Here is a 17317-nt window from a genome sequence, read left to right as displayed (position 1 = left end):
CGCTCCGCCCCGCCGGCGGTCCGGGGCGCTACTTGCGCAGCAGCAGGATCGCGCCGGCCGTCACCAGGCCGACCAGGACGGCGGCCGCCCCGTAGGCCAGCCGGTGCGCGCGCAGCACCGGCAGGAAGCGGTCCACGGCGTACCGGCCCGGGCCGGTCAGCGCGAGCGCCGCGGCACCCGCGGTCAGCAGCAGCTCGTACTCGCTGCCCTTCGGGGCGAAGAAGCCGCCGCCCCAGGTGACGGCGATCGCGTTGACCATCGTCCCGACGATCGCGGCACCCGCCAGCGGCGTCAACAGGCCGACGGCGAGCGCGAGTCCGCCGAGCGTCTCGGTGAGGCCGGCGACCACGGCCATGGTGTCGCCCGCCGGGTAGCCGCTCATGGTGAAGAACTGACCGGTGCCGTCGATCCCCCCGCCGCCGAACCAGCCGAACAGCTTCTGGCTGCCGTGCGCGGCCATGGTCAGGCCGAGGACCAGGCGCAGGAGCAGGAGTCCGGCGTCGTAGGCGTGCGGCGAGGTCGCCGCGGGACCAGGGGTCGCCCGGCCCGGGCGGACGGTGGCGGTGGTGGGGGCGGTCGTGCTCGGGCTGCTGCTCGGCATGCGCGTCTCCATCGATCGGGGTCGGTCGTAGGGGTGTGGTGGTGCGGCACGGGCGGGGCCGTCGCCCCGCAGCTGTTGTTCAAATTTGAACCGGCCGCTCCTCGACCGTACCTTGGAGTTCGAATTTGAACAACTGACGGTCCGTGAGCGACTCGCGGGCCGGACCCCGCCCGGGGCAGGGTGGAGACATGGCCCAACGCAGGCACCACCGACCGGCCGCGGACCCCGGCACGCCGTACGCCCAGGCCCTCGCCGCCTTCGACGAACGCGTCCGCCTGATCGCCCCCGACCAGTGGGGCGCCCCCACCCCGTGCGCCGACTGGTCCGTCCGCGACCTCGTCAACCACCTCACCGGCGAACAGCTCTGGATCCCCGAACTCCTGATGGGCGCCACCGTCTCCGAGGTCGGCGGGCGCTTCGACGGCGACGTCCTCGGCAGTGACCCCGTCGCCGCCTGGGCCGGTGCCGCCGCGGCCGCCCGGGAGGCCTTCGCCGTCCCCGGCGCCACCGAGCTCACCGTCCACCTGTCCTTCGGCGACGTCTCCGGCCAGTACTACCTCGACCAGCTCACGACCGACCTCGTCATCCACGCCTGGGACCTCGCCGACGGCATCGGTCGGCGCACCCGGCTCCCGGCGGAACTCGTCGACTTCGCCCTCGGCGAGATCACCGGTTACGGGGACCTCTCCGGCAGCGGCCTCTTCGACCCGCCCCTGCCCGCCCCCGACGACGCGGGCCCGCAGACCCGGCTGCTCGCCCTCACCGGGCGACGCGACCACCCCTGACCTGCGGCGACACCCCCGCCCCCGCCCCGTCCGCGCCGCCCCGGGGGAGGATCCGGCGGCCGACGCCGGATACTGGAGGGAGCGGGGGAAGGTTTCCGTTCGAGAGGCGGGCGCGCCATGAGCCGCAGGCCGGACATCCTCGGCGAGTTCACCGCCGACCACCGGGCGGTCACCGAGCTGCTCGACCGGGTCGAGGCCGCACCCGCGGGCGCCGCCGAACGCGCCGACCTGCTGACCCGCCTCACCGACCTGCTGTTCACCCACTGCGCGGCCGAGGAGGAGCACCTCTTCCCCGTCGTGCAGCACGACGTGCCCGAGGGCGGGGCGCTGGTGTTCAGCAGCATCCACGACCACCTCGCGATCGGGCAGTACCTCTCCGACCTGCAGGGCCTGCCCGCCGACGACCCCGGCTTCGACCCCCTGCTGCGCGGACTGGCCGACACCCTCCGCCGGCACCTGGCCGGCGAGGAGAAGCAGCTCTTCCCCGCCGCCCGCAAGGCCCTGCCCGCCGCCGCCCGCGCGGCCCTCGGGGACCGGCTGCGGGCCGAACGCGCGGAGCCCGCCCAGGACCCCACGGACGCCGGGAACGGTACGGGCGGTGCGGGCGCCGGGAACGGTACGGGCGGTGCGGACGCCGGCCCGGCCGGAGAGGCCGCCGGGGCGGCCCCGTGACCGTCAGCCCTTCGGGCTGATCACCGCGAACCGGCCGCCCTCGCGGTCCCGCAGCCGGGCCACCCGCCCGTACGGCGAGTCGAAGGCTGGGCCCAGCGCCGAGCCGCCCAGCTCCTCGGCCCGGGCCACCGCCCGGTCGGTGTCCGGGACGGCGAAGAACACCTCCCAGTGCGGCGGCAGCCCCGCGGGGCCGTCCGTCTGCTCCTTGGCCAGCGCCGCGACGCTGTGCCCCTCCGTCCGCAACACCACCCGGTCGTGCTCCCAGCGGACCTCGAAGCGCTCCGGGTCTCGGCCGTCCCAGCGGAACACCTCGCCGTAGAACAGCGCCGCCGCGAACGGGTCCGGCGTGCGCAGCTCGATCCAGACCGGCGCGCCCGGCAGGTCCAGCCGCCGGGCCCGGCCCGGCGGGCCCTCCCAGATGCCGAACACCGCCCCGGCCGGGTCCGCGGCGAAGGCCACCCGCCCGGCGTCGAAGGCCAGCGGGCCCACCGCGAGGGTCGCCCCGCGCTCACGCACTGCGTCGGCGGCGGCGTCCGCGCTCTCGGTGCCGAAGTAGCTGGTCCACGACACCGGAATGTCCCAGCCGGCGCCCGTGACCCCCAGCCCGGCGACCGCCTCCCCGCCCGTCACCGCGTGCACGTAGGGGCCGAACCGGTCCGGGCCCGGCTCGAACTCCCAGCCGAGCAGGGGACCGTAGAACTCCTTGGCCCCCTCCAGGTCCCGGGCCATCAGGCTCACCCAGCACGGAACGGCCGCCACGCAGCGCACCCTGGCGGTCTCACCGCTGCCCATCCCGGACCTCCTCGCCACCCGGCCGCCGGGCCCCTCCCGACTCCCACGGCCCACCGGCCGCCCGGGACGCCCTCAGCCTAGGCCGCGCGGCCGAGCGCCCCCGGGAAGGCATGGCCGGGTTCAGCGGACCCAGTTCTTCAGCGGCTCGGTGTCCAGCACGATCCCCACCGGCTCGGGCAGCCGGACGGCCTTGCCGAACGGAACCGTGTGGGCGGTCTCGTAGCGCACGCCGTCAGGCTGGCTGTAGACGGTCACCTCGGCGGAGTCCCGGTCGATCAGCAGGTAGACCGGGACACCGGACTCGCCGTAGGCACGGGGCTTCTCTACACGGTCGCGCCGATCGGTGTCGGAATCGTAGGAGGCGACCTCGACGACCATCAGTACGGCGTCGGTCCCGGCCCACTCCCCCTCGCCGACGAACGCGTCCTCATGAGCCAGCGTGCCGTCCGGCCGGGCGTATCCACCATGGGGATGGGGACCCTCGATCCTCAACCCCTGGTCGTGCAGGTGGAGCTCCGGCCGGGCCCGGGTGCAGGTCCGGAACAACCACTGGACGATCCGGCCGTGGTCGCCGTCCGGCACGGGCTTGACCCGCAGCTTCCCGTCGATGAACTCCAGCCGGAGGCGTTCGAGGGTCCGGGCCGCACCACGGGCGAGCTCCTCGAATTCCTCCGGCTGCATCTGCGGACGATCGGAGATCGCGGTCACGGGCCTTCCTCCTCCACTCCGGCGTTCCCCGGGGTCAACGCGCCGAGCGGCGGGCGGTCACGGACCGTCCCGAGTCCGACGACGGTGCACGGCGGCTCGCCCGCGGCCCGGGCGGCGCGGGTGACGGGCACGCCGGGAGCATGTGATGCAGGTCACATCCGGAGCTGAAATTTCCGGGGACGGAATCCCCGTTTGCATCTTCGTAGGCACAAGCGGGGAGAACTTCCCCGGTATCCTGGAGGAGCAGTCGCCGTGACCACCGCAGCCACCGAGCCGGTCCGTCCCGTGGAGACCGTTCGCGCGCCCAAGCTGCGCGCCGACGCGACCCGCAACCGGGAACGGATCGTCCTGGCTGCCCGCGACGCCTTCGTCGAACACGGTGCGGACGTGCCGCTGGACGAGATCGCGAAGCGGGCCGGGGTGGGCAACGCCACGCTGTACCGTAACTTCCCCGACCGCAGGGCACTGATCCGCGAGGTGGCGCTGCTGGTCAAGAACCGCGTCCTGGCCATCGCCGAAACGGCGGCGGCGGACGCGGACGCCCCGGGTGGCGGGGGCCCGTTCGACGCTCTGCAGCGGTTCGCGCACGCGACCGTCGCGGAGAAGGTCGGCGCGCTCTGCCCGGTGTTCACCAGCCACGTGGACCCGTACGACCCGGACCTCACCGAGGCCCGTGAGCGCCTGACGGCCGCCGTGAGCGGCCTGATGGAGCGCGCGCGGGCGGCGGGCGAGCTGCGGCCGGACGCCGAACACGGCGACCTGGTCATCGCGATGAGCCAGCTGACCCGGCCGCTGCCGGGGACGTCCTGCCAGCTGCTCGACGACTTCGTCCACCGGCACCTGCAGCTGTTCCTGGACGGCCTGCGCGCGCCGGCCCGTTCGGTCCTCCCGGGCCGGGCGGCGACCTTCGAGGACTTCCGACCCCCACTGACCGACCACCGGTAGCACCACCGACCGACCCGACCTCCCGCGCCGTCCGGACCGGACCGCCGGGACCGCCCCGGCACGCCCGGGCCCCGACCGACCGCACCCGACCGACCGTCCGGCCGCGACCGCCCCGTGAGGCGGCGAGCCGCACGGTGACCCGACCGTTCCCGCACGCCACGCACCGTGAAGTGAGTACCCCCATGCCTGGAACCGACGCCCGACCGGCGACGCTGCCCGATCCCCGGCGCTGGAAGGCGCTGATATTCATCGGCCTCGCCCAGCTGATGGTCGTCCTCGACGCCACCATCGTGAACATCGCCCTTCCGTCCGCCCAGCGCGACCTGGGCATCTCCGACGGCAACCGCCAGTGGGTGATCACGGCCTACGCGCTGGCCTTCGGCGGCCTGCTGCTGTTCGGCGGCCGGATCGCGGACCTCTGGGGCCGCAAGCGGACCTTCATCGTCGGCCTGACCGGCTTCGCGGTGGCCTCCGCGCTCGGCGGCTTCGCGGCCAACACCGCGATGCTGCTCGGCGCGCGCGCCCTGCAGGGCGTGTTCGGCGCGCTGCTCGCGCCGGCCGCGCTGTCGCTGCTCGCGGTGACCTTCACCGAGGCGAAGGAGCGCGCGAAGGCCTTCGGCATCTACGGGGCGATCGCCGGTGGCGGTGGCGCCATCGGCCTGATCCTCGGCGGCCTGCTGACCGAGTACATGAACTGGCGCTGGACCTTCTTCGTCAACATCCCGTTCGCCATCGTGGCCGCCGCCGGCGCCGTCATGGTGATCCGCGAGCCCGCCGAGGGCCGCAACCGCAACCGTCTGGACGTCCCCGGCGTCCTGCTGGTGACCACCGGCCTGGTCTCCCTGGTGTACGGCTTCACCCGCGCCGAGTCCAGCGGCTGGACGGCCGGCAGCACGCTGGCGCTGTTCGTCGCGGCCGCGGTGCTGCTGACCGCGTTCGTGCTGGTGGAGCGGAAGGTCAAGGCCCCGCTGCTGCCGCTGCGCGTGGTGCTGAACCGCAACCGCGGCGGGGTGTACCTGTCGCTGGGCCTGGCCGTGATCGGCATGTTCGGCCTGTTCCTGTTCCTGACCTACTACCTGCAGATCGTGCTGGGCTACAGCCCGGTGCTGACCGGCGTGGCGTTCCTGCCGATGGTGGCGGGCATGATCACCGGCTCGACCCAGATCGGCGCCCGGCTGATGACCCGCGTCCCGGCGCGCTACCTGATGGCGCCCGGCTTCCTGGTCGCCTCGATGGGCATGCTGCTGCTGACCAACATCGGCCTGGACACCTCCTACCCGGTGCTGATCCTGCCCGGACTGGTCCTGATGGGCCTCGGCATGGGCACCGCGTTCATGCCGGCGATGAGCCTGGCCACCTACGGGGTCCAGCCGCGGGACGCGGGCGTGGCCTCCGCGATGGTCAACACCTCGCAGCAGGTCGGCGGCGCGATCGGCACCGCGCTGCTGAACACCATCGCGGCCAGCGCCACCACCAGCTGGCTGGCCGCCCACGCCGGCGCCGCGGCCGCCTCGCCGCAGGCCGCCAAGGCCGTGCAGTTCGGCGGCATGGTGCACGGCTTCACGACCGCGATCTGGGTGTCCTTCGGGATCCTGGTGGCGGCCGCCGCGATCGCCTTCACCTTCGTCAACGCGGGCCGGCCGTCGCTGGCCCAGGAGTCGGGCGCCGGTGCGGCGAAGGCCGACGAGGTGCCGGTGCTGGTGCACTGACGCCTGCGGGTCCACTCGGGTGCGTACGCGGCCCGTCCGGTGTCTCCACGACGCCGGGCGGGCCGCTCGCCGTTTCCGGGTTCCGGGCGCGTGCGGCCCGCACGCAGCGCCGGGCCGGCCGTCCGGCCCCGGGCGGTCCGACCACCGGGCGGTCCGGGACACCCCCCGGGGTGGAAACGGGGATCACTCCCCGATTATGGTGGCCCCAGCGTGAAACGGGGAACTATCCCCGTTTCCATCGGACTGAGGTGCGTGCACATGACCCGGAATCAGGCCCCAGGGCGGGGGCGACGGGCCGCCGACTGGGCGGACGGCAGGCTGGGGATCCACACCCTGGCCAGGGCGAACCTGCGCAAGGTCTTCCCGGACCACTGGTCCTTCATGCTGGGCGAGATCTGCCTGTACACCTTCCTGATCATCATCCTGACCGGTGTCTGGCTGACCCTGTTCTTCAAGCCGAGCATGGCCGAGGTGGTCTACCACGGCTCGTACGTCCCGCTGAAGGGCGTGCCGATGTCCGAGGCCTACGCCTCCACGGTCGACATCGGCTTCGAGGTCCGCGGCGGCCTGCTGATCCGGCAGATCCACCACTGGGCCGCGGTGGTCTTCGTGGCGGCCATGTTCGTCCACATGATGCGGGTGTTCTTCACCGGCGCGTTCCGCAAGCCGCGCGAGGTCAACTGGCTCTTCGGCTTCCTGCTGCTCTTCCTCGGCATGCTGGACGGCTTCCTCGGCTACTCGCTCCCCGACGACCTGCTCTCCGGCACCGGCATCCGGTTCATCGAGGGCGTGCTGCTGGCCGTACCGCTGGTCGGCAGCTACCTGCAGATGTTCCTGTTCGGCGGCGAGTTCCCCGGGCACGACGTCGTCCCGCGGTTCTTCTCCGTCCACGTGCTGCTCGTCCCCGGCGTCATGGTCGCGCTGCTGGTCGCCCACCTGATCCTGGTCTTCCACCACAAGCACACCCAGTGGGCGGGGCCCGGCCGGACGGAGCGCAACGTCGTCGGCATGCCGCTGATGCCCGTCTACCTGGCCAAGGCGGGCGGGTTCTTCTTCCTGGTCTTCGGCGTCATCGCCCTGGTGTCGGCCGTCGCCACCATCAACCCGATCTGGGCGTACGGACCGTACCGGCCGGACCAGGTCTCCACCGACGCCCAGCCGGACTGGTACATGGGCTTCGCCGAGGGCCTGATCCGGGTGATGCCCGGCTGGGAGGTCGGGCTCGCGGGCCACACCCTCAACCTGGGCGTGCTGATCCCCTTCGCCCTCTTCCCGGTCGTCCTGGGCGCCGTCGCGGCCTACCCGTTCGTCGAGGCCTGGCTCACCCCCGACGGGCGGGAGCGCCACCTGCTGGACCGGCCGCGCGACGCCCCCGTCCGCACCGCGCTCGGCGCCGCCTGGATCAGCCTGTACCTGGTGATGCTGGCCGGCGGCGGCAACGACCTGATCGCCACCCATCTGCACCTGTCGCTGAACGCCATCACGTACGCCGTGCGGATCGGCGCCCTCGCCGTCCCGGTGGCCGTCTTCGTGATCACCAAGCGCTGGTGCCTCGGCCTGCAGCGGCGCGACCGGGACAAGGTGCTGCACGGGCGTGAGACCGGCGTCGTCCGGCGTCTGCCGCACGGCGAGTACACCGAGGTGCACGCCCCGCTCGCGCCCGCCGAACTGCACCGGCTCACGGCACCCGAGCGGCCGCGCCCCCTCGAACTACCGGCCCGGGTCGACGAGAATGGTGTCGCCCGCCCCGCGGGTGCGCTCACCCGCGTCCGCGCGAGGCTGTCCCGCGGGCTGCACGGCGAGCACGCCCGGATCGCCGGCCCCACCGCCGAGGAGTACCGCGGGATCACCCGGGGCCACGGTCACTGACCGGGCCCGGCCCCCACGCCAGAGGGAGGACGTCGTGCACCACCGGACCGACCAGCTCGCCGACAGCAAGTACCTCCGGCTCACCACCTTCGGCGAGGACGGCAGCCGCCGGGACTCGCAGACCTGGGTCGTGGCCGACGGCACCGCGCTCGGCATCTGGACCCCCGCGCACTCCGGCGAGGCCGAACGGATCCGGCACCACCCCCGGGTGCTGGTCGGCCCCTGCGACGCCCACGGCCGCCCGACCGGGCGCAGCGTCCCGGCCCGGGCCCGGCTCTGCGACGAGGACGCGACCGCCCGCTACCGCACCGAGCTGATCAACAAGTACGGCCTGACGGCGGTGCTCGCGCTGGCCCGCAGCAGGTTCCGGGTCGGGCTGGCCGGGACGGTCGGCATCCGCATCACGCTCAACGAGGTGGAGCGCCGACTGGTCGGGCCGGAGTGGGAGCCGCCGACGGGCTACTGCGTCAACTGAGGCGCGTCCGCCGTCCGCAGCGGGCGCGCCAAGGCCCTCACCCGACCCCCTCCTCCGGCGCCTTCGCCAGGTCGGCGGACTCGCAGGCCTCCTGGCCCGTCCCCGCGTGCACGACCTTGACCGCCCGGCCGGGGCCGCCGGGCACGACCCGCTGCTCGTGCCCGCAGCGCGGACAGATCAGCGGGATGCGCGTGTGGTACGGCTCGCCGGTGTGGTCGCCCTCCGGGTGCCGGCTCACGTCAGCGGGTGGGTCGGGACGGGGCTGACCTCCTGGATCTCGCCGTGGGCCTTGGTGAGGAGCTGCGAGGCCAGGTCGTTGAGCGCCCGCGCCCCCGCGATCTCCTCGCCGACCCGCAGCTGCTCCGGGTCCGAGGGGTGGCGGCTGCTGTAGCCGTGGGCCCGTAGTTCACTGCCGTCGCGGAGCCGGAGCATGGCGGCGGCGGTCGTCCGCGCACCGTCCTCGCGGAACTCCATCTCGATGTGCCAACCGACCAGAGTCTGCATGGCGGATCACCTCCATCGGTTACTCCTCCAGAGTGCGCCGCACCCACCGTGAACACCAGGCCAGCCGATCCGGCATGATCGGCCGATGACGCCGATGACGCCTGCCCCGCACGCCCCGACCACCGCCCCGGACGGCTGCGTGCGCGTCCGGGCCGTGGACCGGGAGCCGGCCCGGTACCGGGAGCCGGCCCGATGACCGGCTTCCTCACCCACCGGGCCCGGGTGCACGACGCCGGGCTCCCGCTCCACCGCCGGCACGGCGCCCTGCGGACCTGCCTGACCTCCTTCGCGCCCTACGGCTACCACGCGACGTACCACCACCTCACGCTCAGCGCCCGGATCCCGCGGCTGCTGGAGGCCGACCCGGACGCGCTGGGGCGGGCCGTGGAGGAGCTCCACGGGGCTCGGGTGCTCTGGCTCGCGCGGGCGGAGCGGTACGCGGCGCAGCGGCGCGCCGAGAAGCGGGCCGGGCGGCGCGGGCAGGCCGAGCCGCCGTGGTGGCGCCGGCCCCGGTGGGGCGCGCCGGACGCGGCCTGGCGGCACGACCCGTTCATCCACCCGCCGCTGGCGCTGCCGGACTTCGTGCGGCGGCAGAACGCGCTGCTGGACGGCGCCGAGCTGCCCGGCTGCCCGGGCTGCGGCGAGGAGGGGCCGCTCCTGGAGCTCTCGACCGGCCACGGCCTCGCCGGGCTCTGCCGGGTCTGCGCGTGGGTGCGGCAGCCGTGTCCGTGCGGCGGCCTGCACAGCTTCGAGCCGGCCCTGCGGGTCGGCAGGAGCGGGATCCGGCAGCGGGAGCACATGACCGGCCAAGGCCTGCCGAACCCGCGCTGGCCTGGTGTCCGGGGTCCGGAGCGGGTCGAGCGGCTGGAGGCGTACGAGGTGCGTCCGTGCTTCGATCCGGCGTGGTGACGGGCCGGCCCCGGGACGCGGTCGCCCCCGCCGCTCGGGCGCGGTGCGCCGGGACGGCTCAGGCGCGGTGCGCCGGGACGGCGACCAGCAGGGCGTTGCTGTTCTGGACGCGCACCTCGAAGTGGTCGATGTCCCCCGGCTGGAGCGCCGCACCGCCGCCGGTGCGCAGCTCGGCGGGGCCGCCCGGGTTCCCGTAGGTGCCGGCCGGGACGCTCCAGGTGGTGACCGTCTGCCGCTCGCCGGTGTGCGACACGGCGACCAGACGGCAGGTCAACGGCCCGTGGACGCCGGAGAGTTGCAGACTCACCTGGCTCCCCCAGGGCATCGCGTCCACGCCGACGGTGGCCCGGGCGCCGGTGCCCGGGTCGGTGGCGCTGAACTGCTCGGCGACGGCGACCACGGCCGGCGTGGAACCGGCGGTGAGCACCGCGGCCGTGACGGCGGGGCCGGTGGCCACCAGCACGGCCGCGGCCAGGGCCAGCACCAGCCGCCGCACCCGGCCCCGCCGCCGTCCGGACGCCACCTCGGCGACCAGCCGGTCCAGGAGCTCCGGGCCCGGACGCGGGGCCGGGCCGGCCGGATCGAGGCCGGCCGCCGTCGCCGAGGCGGCGTACTCGGCCAGCAGCGGCTCCACGAAGCCGAGCCGCGCCACCTGCTCGGTGCACTGCGGGCAGGTGGCGAGGTGCCGCTCGAACGCGGCGCGCTCGGCGGGTTCCAGCAGGTCGAGGACGTACGCGCCGACGTCGACGTGGTCCGGTCCGGCGCCGGGGACGCCGCCGGACCCGCCGGGGGCACCGGGCACGCCGGGGACACCGGGGACCTGCTCCGGGCCGCCGGGCACGGGGTCGGGGCGCTTGGTCACGAGGTCACTCCCCTCTCCTCCAGCGCGAGCCTGAGCGAGCGCAGTGCGTAGAACACCCGCGACCGGACGGTCCCGGCCGGGATGCCGAGTTCGGCGGCCGCCTCGGCTGCGGTGCGGCCCTTCAGATAGGTCTCGACGATGATCTCGCGGTGCGCCGCCGAGAGGTCGCCCAGTGCGTCCGCGACCGTCATCATCCGCAGGGCACGGTCGAGTTCGTCCTCGGCGGGCATCAGTTCCAGTGCCGCCGCGTCCACCTCCCGGGGCCTGGCCCGGGCGCTGCGGTGGCCGTCGATGACGATCCGCCGCGCGACCGTGACCAGCCAGGGCCGCAGCGATCCGGCCCCCGGGTCGAGCCGGTCGATGTTGCGCCAGGCCCGGACCAGCGTCTCCTGGACGACGTCCTCGGCCCGCTGCCGGTCCCCCGCGACGAGGTGGAGGACGAACCCGAAGAGCGGCCCGGCGTGCTCGTGGTAGAGGGCGCGCATCAGCTCCTCGTCCGGCGCCCCCGTACCGCGGGCGGACCTGCCGCCGCCGGGATGCTCCTCGGTCACCACTTCATCGTTGCGCACCCTGGTCTCCCGGTCGAGGGCGGACGGACCGCGGCGGTCGGCTCAGTAGCCGTAGCCGCTGCTCGGTGCACTGGGCTTGGGGCTGGCGGGGGTGGACGGCATCGGGGTGGAGCTCCCGGTGGTGCCCGCCTTGCCGCCGCTCGGGGTCAGCGCGAACCACGCCCCGCCGACGCCCTGGCCCTTGGTGTCGCCGGGCTTGGAGTCCGGCGAGTAGCGGTAGGCCGGCCAGCCGTTCAGGGTGACCTGCTTGGTGCCGTCGTCGCGGGTGACGCTGCCGACCAGCTTGGCGTCGATGCCCTTGAGCATGACGTTGCCGTTGTCCTGCTCCGGCGGCCACAGCGAGGCGCAGTCGCCGTTGCAGGTGGCCTTCGACGGGCTGCTCTGGTCATGGTCGAAGCGGTAGAGGGTGAACCCGGCGCCGTCGGTGACGATCGTGCCGAGCTTCGGGTCGGTGGCGGTCTGCAGGGAGGTGTTCGCCGCCGTGCCCGGCGTGCTCGGTGCCGGGGTGCTCGGTGCCGGGGTGGCCGGTGCGCTCGGGCTCGCGGGCGCGGCGGGTGCGCTGGACCCGGACGACCCGCAACCGGCGACCAGGGCGGCCGCCGCGATGCCGGAGGCGGCCAGCACGGCGGCCCGGCGGGTTCGGCGATTGCTGCGCATGAGGTGCTCCCGCGGTCGGTGGACGGGTGGACACCCTCAAGTACGCGAAGCGGCGCCCGACTGCTCAAACCGGCCCCGGCCGGCGCCGGAATACCCCGTCGGGGGGCGCGGTTGTCGCGAGCACACGGTCTGAACCGCCTCCTCCGGAAGGGAAGGAATCGCGAGATGAGCAGCACGGTCGAGCTGACCAAGGAGAACTTCGACGACATCGTTCCCGGCCCGGAGGGCAAGGACTTCGTCTTCATCGACTTCTGGGCCGGGTGGTGCGGGCCGTGCCGGCAGTTCGCCCCGGTGTACGAGAAGGCGGCCGAGCGCCACTCGGACCTCGTCTTCGCCAAGGTGGACACCGAGGCGCAGCAGGAGCTGGCGTCCGCGTTCGGGATCCAGTCCATCCCGACGCTGGCGATCATCCGCGAGGGCGTGCTGGTCTTCTCGCAGGCCGGTGCGCTGCCCGAGGCGGTGTTCGAGGACCTGATCGGCCAGGCCCGCGGGCTGGACATGGCCGAGGTGAAGCGCAAGGTCGCCGAGGAGCAGGCGGCCGGGGGCCAGGCCTGAGGCCACCCGCGTCGGGGCCCGGGGAGTCCTCTCCCCGGGCCCCGGTGCGTTCCGCGCCGGCGGCGTCCTCCCCGCCGGCGCCGTCCGGATCCGCTCCCCTCCCCCGGGCCCCGTCCCGCCGGTCGTCGCCGGTTGCGGGCCGATCGCCGGGGCGGACCCTAGAGTCGTCGCGACACGGCCCCGCACCACGACGAGGAGTGATCCCCCATGAGCACGTTCGTACTGGTCCCCGGATTCTGGCTGGGCGCCTGGGCCTGGGACGAGGTGGCCGCTCCGCTGCGGGCGGCCGGGCACGCCGTCCACCCGGTCACCCTGCCCGGGGTCGCGGAGCGCGCCGGGGACCGTGAGCCGATCGGGCTGGCGGACCACGTCACCGCGCTGGCCGACCTGCTGGTCCGGGAGGACCTCTGGGAGGTGGTGCTGGTCGCGCACAGCGGCGGCTGCGCCCCGGCGGGCGGGGTGGCGGACCGGATGCCCGAGCGGATCCGCCGGGTGGTCTACCTGGACAGCGGGCCGGTGATCGACGGCGGGTCGCTGTACGACCTCTGGCCGCCGGACTACCGCGAGGCCGCCGACGCCTCGGTGGTGGACGGCCGCCTGCCGATGCCGTCCTGGGAGTTCCTCGCCGCCCACGGCGCCGGCGCGGCCGGTCTGGACGGGGCCGCGCTGGCCCGGATCCGTGAGCGGGCCACCCCGCAGCCGGCCGGGGCCTACCGGGACCGGCTGCGGCTGACCGGCGCGGGGGCGGCGCTGCCGCAGGCCCTGGTGTCCTGCTCGTTCCCGATCGCCCAGGTGCGGGCGATGGTCGCGTCCGGCCACCCCTGGTTCGCCGGGCTGGACGGGCCGAACTGGGAACTGCGCGAACTCCCCACCGGGCACTGGCCGATGTTCTCCCGCCCGGACGACACGGCGGCGCTGCTGGCGGAGCTGGCCCGGCTCTGACCCGGTGCGAGAGCCGCGTCCGGGCGCGCCGGGGCACTGTCCCGACCGTGCCCCGGCACTGTCCCGACCGTGCCCGGTCCGCGTGTTCGACTGCGCGAACCAGGGCTGACGTCGCAGGATGGGCACGGCGCCGGGCACGCGGCCCGGCGCCGGTCCGGCGGGGCGGCCGGACCCGAGCCGAAGGGACGGGGCATGACCAGCACCGCCGAGGAGTACGACGTCATCGTCCTGGGAGCCGGCCCGACCGGCGAGAACGTGGCCGACCGGGCCGTCGCCGCCGGGCTGCGCACGGTGATCGTGGAGGCCGAACTGGTCGGCGGCGAGTGCTCGTACTGGGCCTGCATGCCGAGCAAGGCGCTGCTGCGCCCGGTGGCCGCGCTGGCCGACGCCCGCGCAGTGGCCGGCTCCCGGGAGGCGGTCGGCGACGGCCGGCTGGACCCGGCCGCGGTGCTGGCCCGGCGGGACTCCTTCACCTCGCACTGGAACGACGACGGCCAGGTCGGCTGGCTGCGGGACACCGGGATCGACCTGGTGCGCGGCCACGGCCGGCTGGCCGGCGTGCGGACCGTCACGGTGGAGGCCGAGGACGGCAGCGAGCGGGTGCTCACCGCCCGGCACGCCGTCGCCGTGTGCACCGGCAGCCGCCCGGTGCTGCCCACCGGCGTGCCCGGGCTGGCGGAGGCCCACCCGTGGACCAACCGGGAGGCGACCGGCTCGCCGTCGGTGCCCGGCCGGTTGGCCGTGGTCGGCGGCGGGGTGGTCGGGGTGGAGATGGCCGCCGCCTGGCGGGCGCTCGGCTCCGAGGTGGTGCTGCTGGTGCGCGGCGCCGGGCTGCTGCCGAAGATGGAGCCCTTCGCGGGCGAGCTGGTCACCGAGGGGCTGCGGGACGCCGGGGTGGACGTCCGCTTCGGGGTGGAGGTCACCGCGCTGGAGCGCACAGGCGGCACCGGGCCGGTGGTGCTGACCCTCACCGGCCGCGGGCCGTCCGGTGACGGGCAGGGCTCCGGCGACGGCGAGCGGCTGACCGTCGACGAGGTGCTCTACGCGACCGGCCGGGCCCCGCGCACCGCCGACGTCGGGCTGGAGCAGGTGGGGCTGAAGCCGGGCGACTGGCTGGAGGTGGACGACAGCTGCACGGTGCTCGGCGTGGACGGGGAGTGGCTGTACGCCGTGGGGGACGTCAACCACCGGGCGCTGCTCACCCACCAGGGCAAGTACCAGGCCCGGATCGCCGGCGGGGCGATCGCGGCCCGCGCCGAAGGGCGTGCGCTGGACACCGCGCGCTGGGGCGTGCACGCCGCGTCTGCCGACAGCGCGGGAGCGCCGCAGGTGGTGTTCACCCAACCGGAGGTCGCGGCCGTCGGTCTCACCCTCGAGGCGGCCGAGCGGGCCGGGCTGCGGGTCCGGACCGTCGACCACGACCTCGGCGCCGTCGCCGGGGCCTCGCTGTACGGCGACGACTACCGGGGCCGGGCCCGGGTGGTCTTCGACCTCGACCGGCAGGTGCTGGTCGGGGCGTGCCTGGTCGGCCCCGGGGTCGCCGAACTGCTGCACTCGGCGACCGTCGCCGTGGTCGGCGAGGTGCCCATCGACCGGCTCTGGCACGCCGTGCCCGCCTACCCGACGATCAGCGAGGTGTGGCTGCGGCTGCTGGAGGGCTGCCGGGGCTGAGCTCCGGGCCCCCGGCGGCGAGCACCTCCGCAGGACCCGGCGCGGCGAGGTGTGGCCGCCGGTGGACGGCGGGACACTGGCAGTCGGGGGCCGTCCCGGGGGCGTCGCGTCGACCAGGTGGTGTGAGGCATGACCGAGGTGCTGTTGGCCGTCGGAACCGAGAAGGGCCTCTTTCTCGGCCGCAGTCGTGACCGGCTGGACTGGGAGTTCAGCGGGCCGCACTTCCCGATGAACGCGGTCTACGCCGTCTCCGTCGACCGCCGCGCCGGGCGCACCCGGCTGCTGGTCGGCGCCGACAGCAGCCACTGGGGGCCGTCGGTCTGGCGCTCCGACGACCTCGGCGCCACCTGGACCGAGCCGGCGCGGCCGGCGATCCGGTTCCCGGAGTCCACCGGCGCCTCGCTCACCCGGGTCTGGCAGCTCCAGCCGGCCGGTCCGGAGGCGCCCGGCGTCGTCTACGCGGGCACCGAGCCCGCCGCGCTGTTCCGGTCCGAGGACGGCGGCGAGACCTTCGCCCTGGTCGAGTCGCTCTGGGACCACCCGCAGCGCGCCGAGTGGGGCGCCGGCTACGGCGGCCAGGGGCTCCACACCGTCCTCACCGACCCGCGCGACCCGCAGCGGTTGCTGGTCGCCGTCTCCAGCGGCGGCGTCTACCGCAGCAAGGACGGCGGCGACAGCTGGCAGCCCTCCAACACCGGCCTGCGCGCCGAGTTCCTCCCGCCCGGCGGCCAGTACCCGGAGTTCGGCCAGTGCGTGCACAAGATCGCACCGGACCCGGTCCACCCCGACCGCCTCTACCTGCAGAACCACGGCGGCGTCTACCGCAGCGACGACTGGGGCGCGAACTGGCACTCCATCGTCGACGGACTGCCGGCCGAGTTCGGCTTCGCCGTCGCCGCCCACCCGCGCCGGGCCGGCACCGCCTACCTGTTCCCGCTCGGCGGCTCCGACGACCGCGTCCCGCCCGGCCGGCGCTGCCGGATCTTCCGCACCACCGACGGCGGCGACAGCTGGCAGCCGCTCGCCGACGGGCTGCCCGGCGAGGACCACTACGGCGTCGTGCTGCGCGACGCGCTGCGCACCGACGACGCCGAACCGGCCGGGATCTACTTCGGCAACCGGACCGGCGACGTCTACGGCAGCCGCGACGAGGGCGAGAGCTGGTCGCAGCTGCTCGCCCACCTGCCGGACGTGCTCTGCGTCCGGGCCGCGGTGGTCGCCTGACAATCCGTTTGCCCCGCGGCCGCGCCGTCGCCGAGCATGAGCGGCGGACGGACGATCCCGACGAGGGGGCCAGGCGTGACCGAGACGGACCGGGTGACGGGCTGCGACGACGACGGCGTGCCGGTGGTGGACTACCTGCCCGGCGAACGGGAGGGCCGGCCCTGGGCCGACCTGCTGGAGGTGCGGGACGGCGCCGCGGACCCGGTGGGTTTCGTCCGGTCCCGGATGGCCGGGTGGGTGGTCTCCGGCACCCCCGAGTTCGGGCGGGCCCTGCTGGACGACGGCGCGACCGTGCTGCGGCACGCCCACACCCTGGGGCGGGACCTGCGCACCGACCCGCCGCCCGCCGACTGGGCCGCCGCACCCCTGCGGGCGGGCCTGCACGCGGCGCCCTGCGACCGCGCCCCCGAGGAGCTGTTCGAAGCCTGGCGGGCCGCCTTCGCCCCCGGTCACGTCGACCGCTTCGCGGGGGACGACGCCCGGGCGCTGGCCGAACGGCTCGTCCCGCTGCTCGCCGGGAAGGCCATCGGGCCGGTGCTGCCGTCCAGCGTGCTCGCCGTGGACGCGCGGGGCGCGGTGGTCGCCGGGGTGGTGCTCACCGACCGGGACGGCGTGCCGTGGGTCGCCGAGGTGTTCCGCCACCCGGAGCGCGGCTACCGCGGCCTCGGCGCCGACCTGCTGCGCCGGGTGGTCGGCGACGCCGCCGGGCGGGGGCTCCCCGAGGTGCGGCTGGCGGTCACCGACGGCAACCCCGCCCGCCGGGTCTACGAGCATCTCGGTTTCACCCTGCTGAGCACCGCGCTGACCGTGATCGTGCCGGACGGACGCTGAGGCCTACGGCCGGCGGGCCGGGGCGGGCCCCGGGGTG

Annotated in this window: 21 protein-coding genes; 12 read left to right on the top strand and 9 right to left on the bottom strand. The window is 75.0% G+C overall.

The window, feature by feature from the left end; genetic code table 11:
• Positions 1-28: 28 nt before the first annotated feature.
• A complete protein-coding gene (locus ACFYUY_RS29035) occupies positions 29-601 on the bottom strand; it encodes a DoxX family protein (RefSeq protein WP_360214243.1) in 573 nt (190 codons plus the stop codon).
• 188 nt (positions 602-789) lie between these two features.
• Between ACFYUY_RS29035 and ACFYUY_RS29030 the strand changes: the two genes are divergently transcribed.
• Complete coding sequence (locus ACFYUY_RS29030) at positions 790-1386, top strand: TIGR03086 family metal-binding protein (protein ID WP_360214241.1); 597 nt, start codon at positions 790-792, stop codon at positions 1384-1386.
• Between the two features lie 117 nt (positions 1387-1503).
• On the top strand, positions 1504-2058 hold the full coding sequence (locus ACFYUY_RS29025; RefSeq protein WP_387904982.1) for a hemerythrin domain-containing protein: 555 nt from the start codon (positions 1504-1506) through the stop codon (positions 2056-2058).
• A 3-nt stretch (positions 2059-2061) separates the two neighbouring features.
• On the opposite strand, the gene ACFYUY_RS29020 is transcribed toward ACFYUY_RS29025, so the two are convergent.
• From ACFYUY_RS29020 to ACFYUY_RS29010, 3 genes are all read right to left on the bottom strand, one after another.
• Positions 2062-2850 carry a VOC family protein gene (locus tag ACFYUY_RS29020; RefSeq protein ID WP_387904980.1) on the bottom strand — a complete coding sequence of 263 codons (789 nt, stop codon included), beginning with the start codon at positions 2848-2850 and terminating at the stop codon, positions 2062-2064.
• Between the two features lie 120 nt (positions 2851-2970).
• Positions 2971-3558, bottom strand: a complete 588-nt coding sequence (locus ACFYUY_RS29015) for a Uma2 family endonuclease (RefSeq protein ID WP_387904977.1) — start codon at positions 3556-3558, stop codon at positions 2971-2973.
• Positions 3555-3689 carry a hypothetical protein gene (locus tag ACFYUY_RS29010; protein ID WP_360214233.1) on the bottom strand — a complete coding sequence of 45 codons (135 nt, stop codon included), beginning with the start codon at positions 3687-3689 and terminating at the stop codon, positions 3555-3557. Before ACFYUY_RS29010 ends, ACFYUY_RS29015 begins: the two co-directional genes overlap by 4 nt.
• Before the next feature lie 121 nt (positions 3690-3810).
• On the opposite strand from ACFYUY_RS29010, the gene ACFYUY_RS29005 reads away from it, so the two are divergent.
• The 4 genes from ACFYUY_RS29005 to ACFYUY_RS28990 all read left to right on the top strand — a co-directional run bounded on the left by ACFYUY_RS29005 (position 3811) and on the right by ACFYUY_RS28990 (position 8556).
• Positions 3811-4503: a TetR/AcrR family transcriptional regulator gene (locus ACFYUY_RS29005; protein WP_360214231.1), complete on the top strand. Its 693-nt coding sequence runs from the start codon at positions 3811-3813 to the stop codon at positions 4501-4503.
• 182 nt (positions 4504-4685) lie between these two features.
• On the top strand, positions 4686-6212 hold the full coding sequence (locus ACFYUY_RS29000; RefSeq protein WP_360214229.1) for an MFS transporter: 1527 nt from the start codon (positions 4686-4688) through the stop codon (positions 6210-6212).
• A gap of 258 nt (positions 6213-6470) precedes the next feature.
• Entirely contained in the window at positions 6471-8081 is a 1611-nt protein-coding gene (locus ACFYUY_RS28995; RefSeq protein ID WP_387904972.1) for a cytochrome bc complex cytochrome b subunit, read from the top strand.
• 34 nt (positions 8082-8115) lie between these two features.
• The gene (locus tag ACFYUY_RS28990) at positions 8116-8556 is read left to right on the top strand and encodes a PPOX class F420-dependent oxidoreductase (RefSeq protein ID WP_360214225.1); all 441 of its coding nucleotides are present in this window, start codon (positions 8116-8118) and stop codon (positions 8554-8556) included.
• Positions 8557-8593: 37 nt separating this feature from the next.
• Here the strand turns inward: ACFYUY_RS28990 and ACFYUY_RS28985 are convergent, their stop codons facing one another.
• Both ACFYUY_RS28985 and ACFYUY_RS28980 read right to left on the bottom strand, forming a co-directional pair.
• Positions 8594-8794 carry a hypothetical protein gene (locus ACFYUY_RS28985; RefSeq protein WP_360214222.1) on the bottom strand — a complete coding sequence of 67 codons (201 nt, stop codon included), beginning with the start codon at positions 8792-8794 and terminating at the stop codon, positions 8594-8596.
• Positions 8791-9060 (bottom strand): DUF1876 domain-containing protein, encoded by a 270-nt coding sequence (locus ACFYUY_RS28980; RefSeq protein WP_360214220.1) that lies wholly within the window; start codon positions 9058-9060, stop codon positions 8791-8793. Before ACFYUY_RS28980 ends, ACFYUY_RS28985 begins: the two co-directional genes overlap by 4 nt.
• Before the next feature lie 192 nt (positions 9061-9252).
• Here ACFYUY_RS28980 and ACFYUY_RS28975 point away from each other — a divergent pair, with 192 nt between their 5' ends.
• Positions 9253-9969: a hypothetical protein gene (locus ACFYUY_RS28975; protein WP_360214218.1), complete on the top strand. Its 717-nt coding sequence runs from the start codon at positions 9253-9255 to the stop codon at positions 9967-9969.
• Positions 9970-10027: 58 nt separating this feature from the next.
• Here ACFYUY_RS28975 and ACFYUY_RS28970 read toward each other — a convergent pair whose 3' ends face one another.
• The 3 genes from ACFYUY_RS28970 to ACFYUY_RS28960 are packed head-to-tail and all read right to left on the bottom strand — an operon-like array spanning position 10028 to position 12057.
• The gene (locus ACFYUY_RS28970; protein WP_360214216.1) at positions 10028-10831 is read right to left on the bottom strand and encodes a zf-HC2 domain-containing protein; all 804 of its coding nucleotides are present in this window, start codon (positions 10829-10831) and stop codon (positions 10028-10030) included.
• The gene (locus ACFYUY_RS28965; protein WP_387904967.1) at positions 10828-11400 is read right to left on the bottom strand and encodes a sigma-70 family RNA polymerase sigma factor; all 573 of its coding nucleotides are present in this window, start codon (positions 11398-11400) and stop codon (positions 10828-10830) included. The genes ACFYUY_RS28970 and ACFYUY_RS28965 overlap by 4 nt, the downstream gene beginning before the upstream one ends.
• Before the next feature lie 42 nt (positions 11401-11442).
• On the bottom strand, positions 11443-12057 hold the full coding sequence (locus tag ACFYUY_RS28960; RefSeq protein ID WP_360214214.1) for a hypothetical protein: 615 nt from the start codon (positions 12055-12057) through the stop codon (positions 11443-11445).
• A 165-nt stretch (positions 12058-12222) separates the two neighbouring features.
• On the opposite strand from ACFYUY_RS28960, the gene ACFYUY_RS28955 reads away from it, so the two are divergent.
• From ACFYUY_RS28955 to ACFYUY_RS28935, 5 genes are all read left to right on the top strand, one after another.
• Positions 12223-12612, top strand: a complete 390-nt coding sequence (locus tag ACFYUY_RS28955; RefSeq protein WP_360214212.1) for a thioredoxin domain-containing protein — start codon at positions 12223-12225, stop codon at positions 12610-12612.
• 207 nt (positions 12613-12819) lie between these two features.
• Positions 12820-13554, top strand: coding sequence for an alpha/beta hydrolase (locus ACFYUY_RS28950; RefSeq protein WP_360214210.1), 735 nt, complete (start codon positions 12820-12822; stop codon positions 13552-13554).
• A 192-nt stretch (positions 13555-13746) separates the two neighbouring features.
• On the top strand, positions 13747-15225 hold the full coding sequence (locus ACFYUY_RS28945; RefSeq protein ID WP_387904962.1) for a dihydrolipoyl dehydrogenase family protein: 1479 nt from the start codon (positions 13747-13749) through the stop codon (positions 15223-15225).
• A gap of 129 nt (positions 15226-15354) precedes the next feature.
• The gene (locus ACFYUY_RS28940; protein ID WP_387904959.1) at positions 15355-16449 is read left to right on the top strand and encodes a WD40/YVTN/BNR-like repeat-containing protein; all 1095 of its coding nucleotides are present in this window, start codon (positions 15355-15357) and stop codon (positions 16447-16449) included.
• Between the two features lie 75 nt (positions 16450-16524).
• Positions 16525-17280, top strand: coding sequence for a GNAT family N-acetyltransferase (locus ACFYUY_RS28935; RefSeq protein ID WP_387904957.1), 756 nt, complete (start codon positions 16525-16527; stop codon positions 17278-17280).
• Positions 17281-17317: the final 37 nt, after the last annotated feature.

It is taken from the genome of Kitasatospora sp. NPDC004745 (assembly GCF_042873275.1).
Lineage (GTDB): Bacteria > Actinomycetota > Actinomycetes > Streptomycetales > Streptomycetaceae > Kitasatospora.
Note: the sequence above shows the minus strand (reverse complement) of the source record. Positions and strands in the feature narration are given on the sequence as shown.

What these genes read in the sequence shown, in the direction of transcription:
- ACFYUY_RS29035 (WP_360214243.1), bottom strand. Translation starts at nt 601, where the DNA reads ATGCCGAGCAGCAGCCCGAGCACGACCGCCCCCACCACCGCCACCGTC.
- ACFYUY_RS29030 (WP_360214241.1), top strand. Translation starts at nt 790, where the DNA reads ATGGCCCAACGCAGGCACCACCGACCGGCCGCGGACCCCGGCACGCCG.
- ACFYUY_RS29025 (WP_387904982.1), top strand. Translation starts at nt 1,504, where the DNA reads ATGAGCCGCAGGCCGGACATCCTCGGCGAGTTCACCGCCGACCACCGG.
- ACFYUY_RS29020 (WP_387904980.1), bottom strand. Translation starts at nt 2,850, where the DNA reads ATGGGCAGCGGTGAGACCGCCAGGGTGCGCTGCGTGGCGGCCGTTCCG.
- ACFYUY_RS29000 (WP_360214229.1), top strand. Translation starts at nt 4,686, where the DNA reads ATGCCTGGAACCGACGCCCGACCGGCGACGCTGCCCGATCCCCGGCGC.
- ACFYUY_RS28995 (WP_387904972.1), top strand. Translation starts at nt 6,471, where the DNA reads ATGACCCGGAATCAGGCCCCAGGGCGGGGGCGACGGGCCGCCGACTGG.
- ACFYUY_RS28980 (WP_360214220.1), bottom strand. Translation starts at nt 9,060, where the DNA reads ATGCAGACTCTGGTCGGTTGGCACATCGAGATGGAGTTCCGCGAGGAC.
- ACFYUY_RS28975 (WP_360214218.1), top strand. Translation starts at nt 9,253, where the DNA reads ATGACCGGCTTCCTCACCCACCGGGCCCGGGTGCACGACGCCGGGCTC.
- ACFYUY_RS28960 (WP_360214214.1), bottom strand. Translation starts at nt 12,057, where the DNA reads ATGCGCAGCAATCGCCGAACCCGCCGGGCCGCCGTGCTGGCCGCCTCC.
- ACFYUY_RS28955 (WP_360214212.1), top strand. Translation starts at nt 12,223, where the DNA reads ATGAGCAGCACGGTCGAGCTGACCAAGGAGAACTTCGACGACATCGTT.
- ACFYUY_RS28950 (WP_360214210.1), top strand. Translation starts at nt 12,820, where the DNA reads ATGAGCACGTTCGTACTGGTCCCCGGATTCTGGCTGGGCGCCTGGGCC.
- ACFYUY_RS28945 (WP_387904962.1), top strand. Translation starts at nt 13,747, where the DNA reads ATGACCAGCACCGCCGAGGAGTACGACGTCATCGTCCTGGGAGCCGGC.
- ACFYUY_RS28940 (WP_387904959.1), top strand. Translation starts at nt 15,355, where the DNA reads ATGACCGAGGTGCTGTTGGCCGTCGGAACCGAGAAGGGCCTCTTTCTC.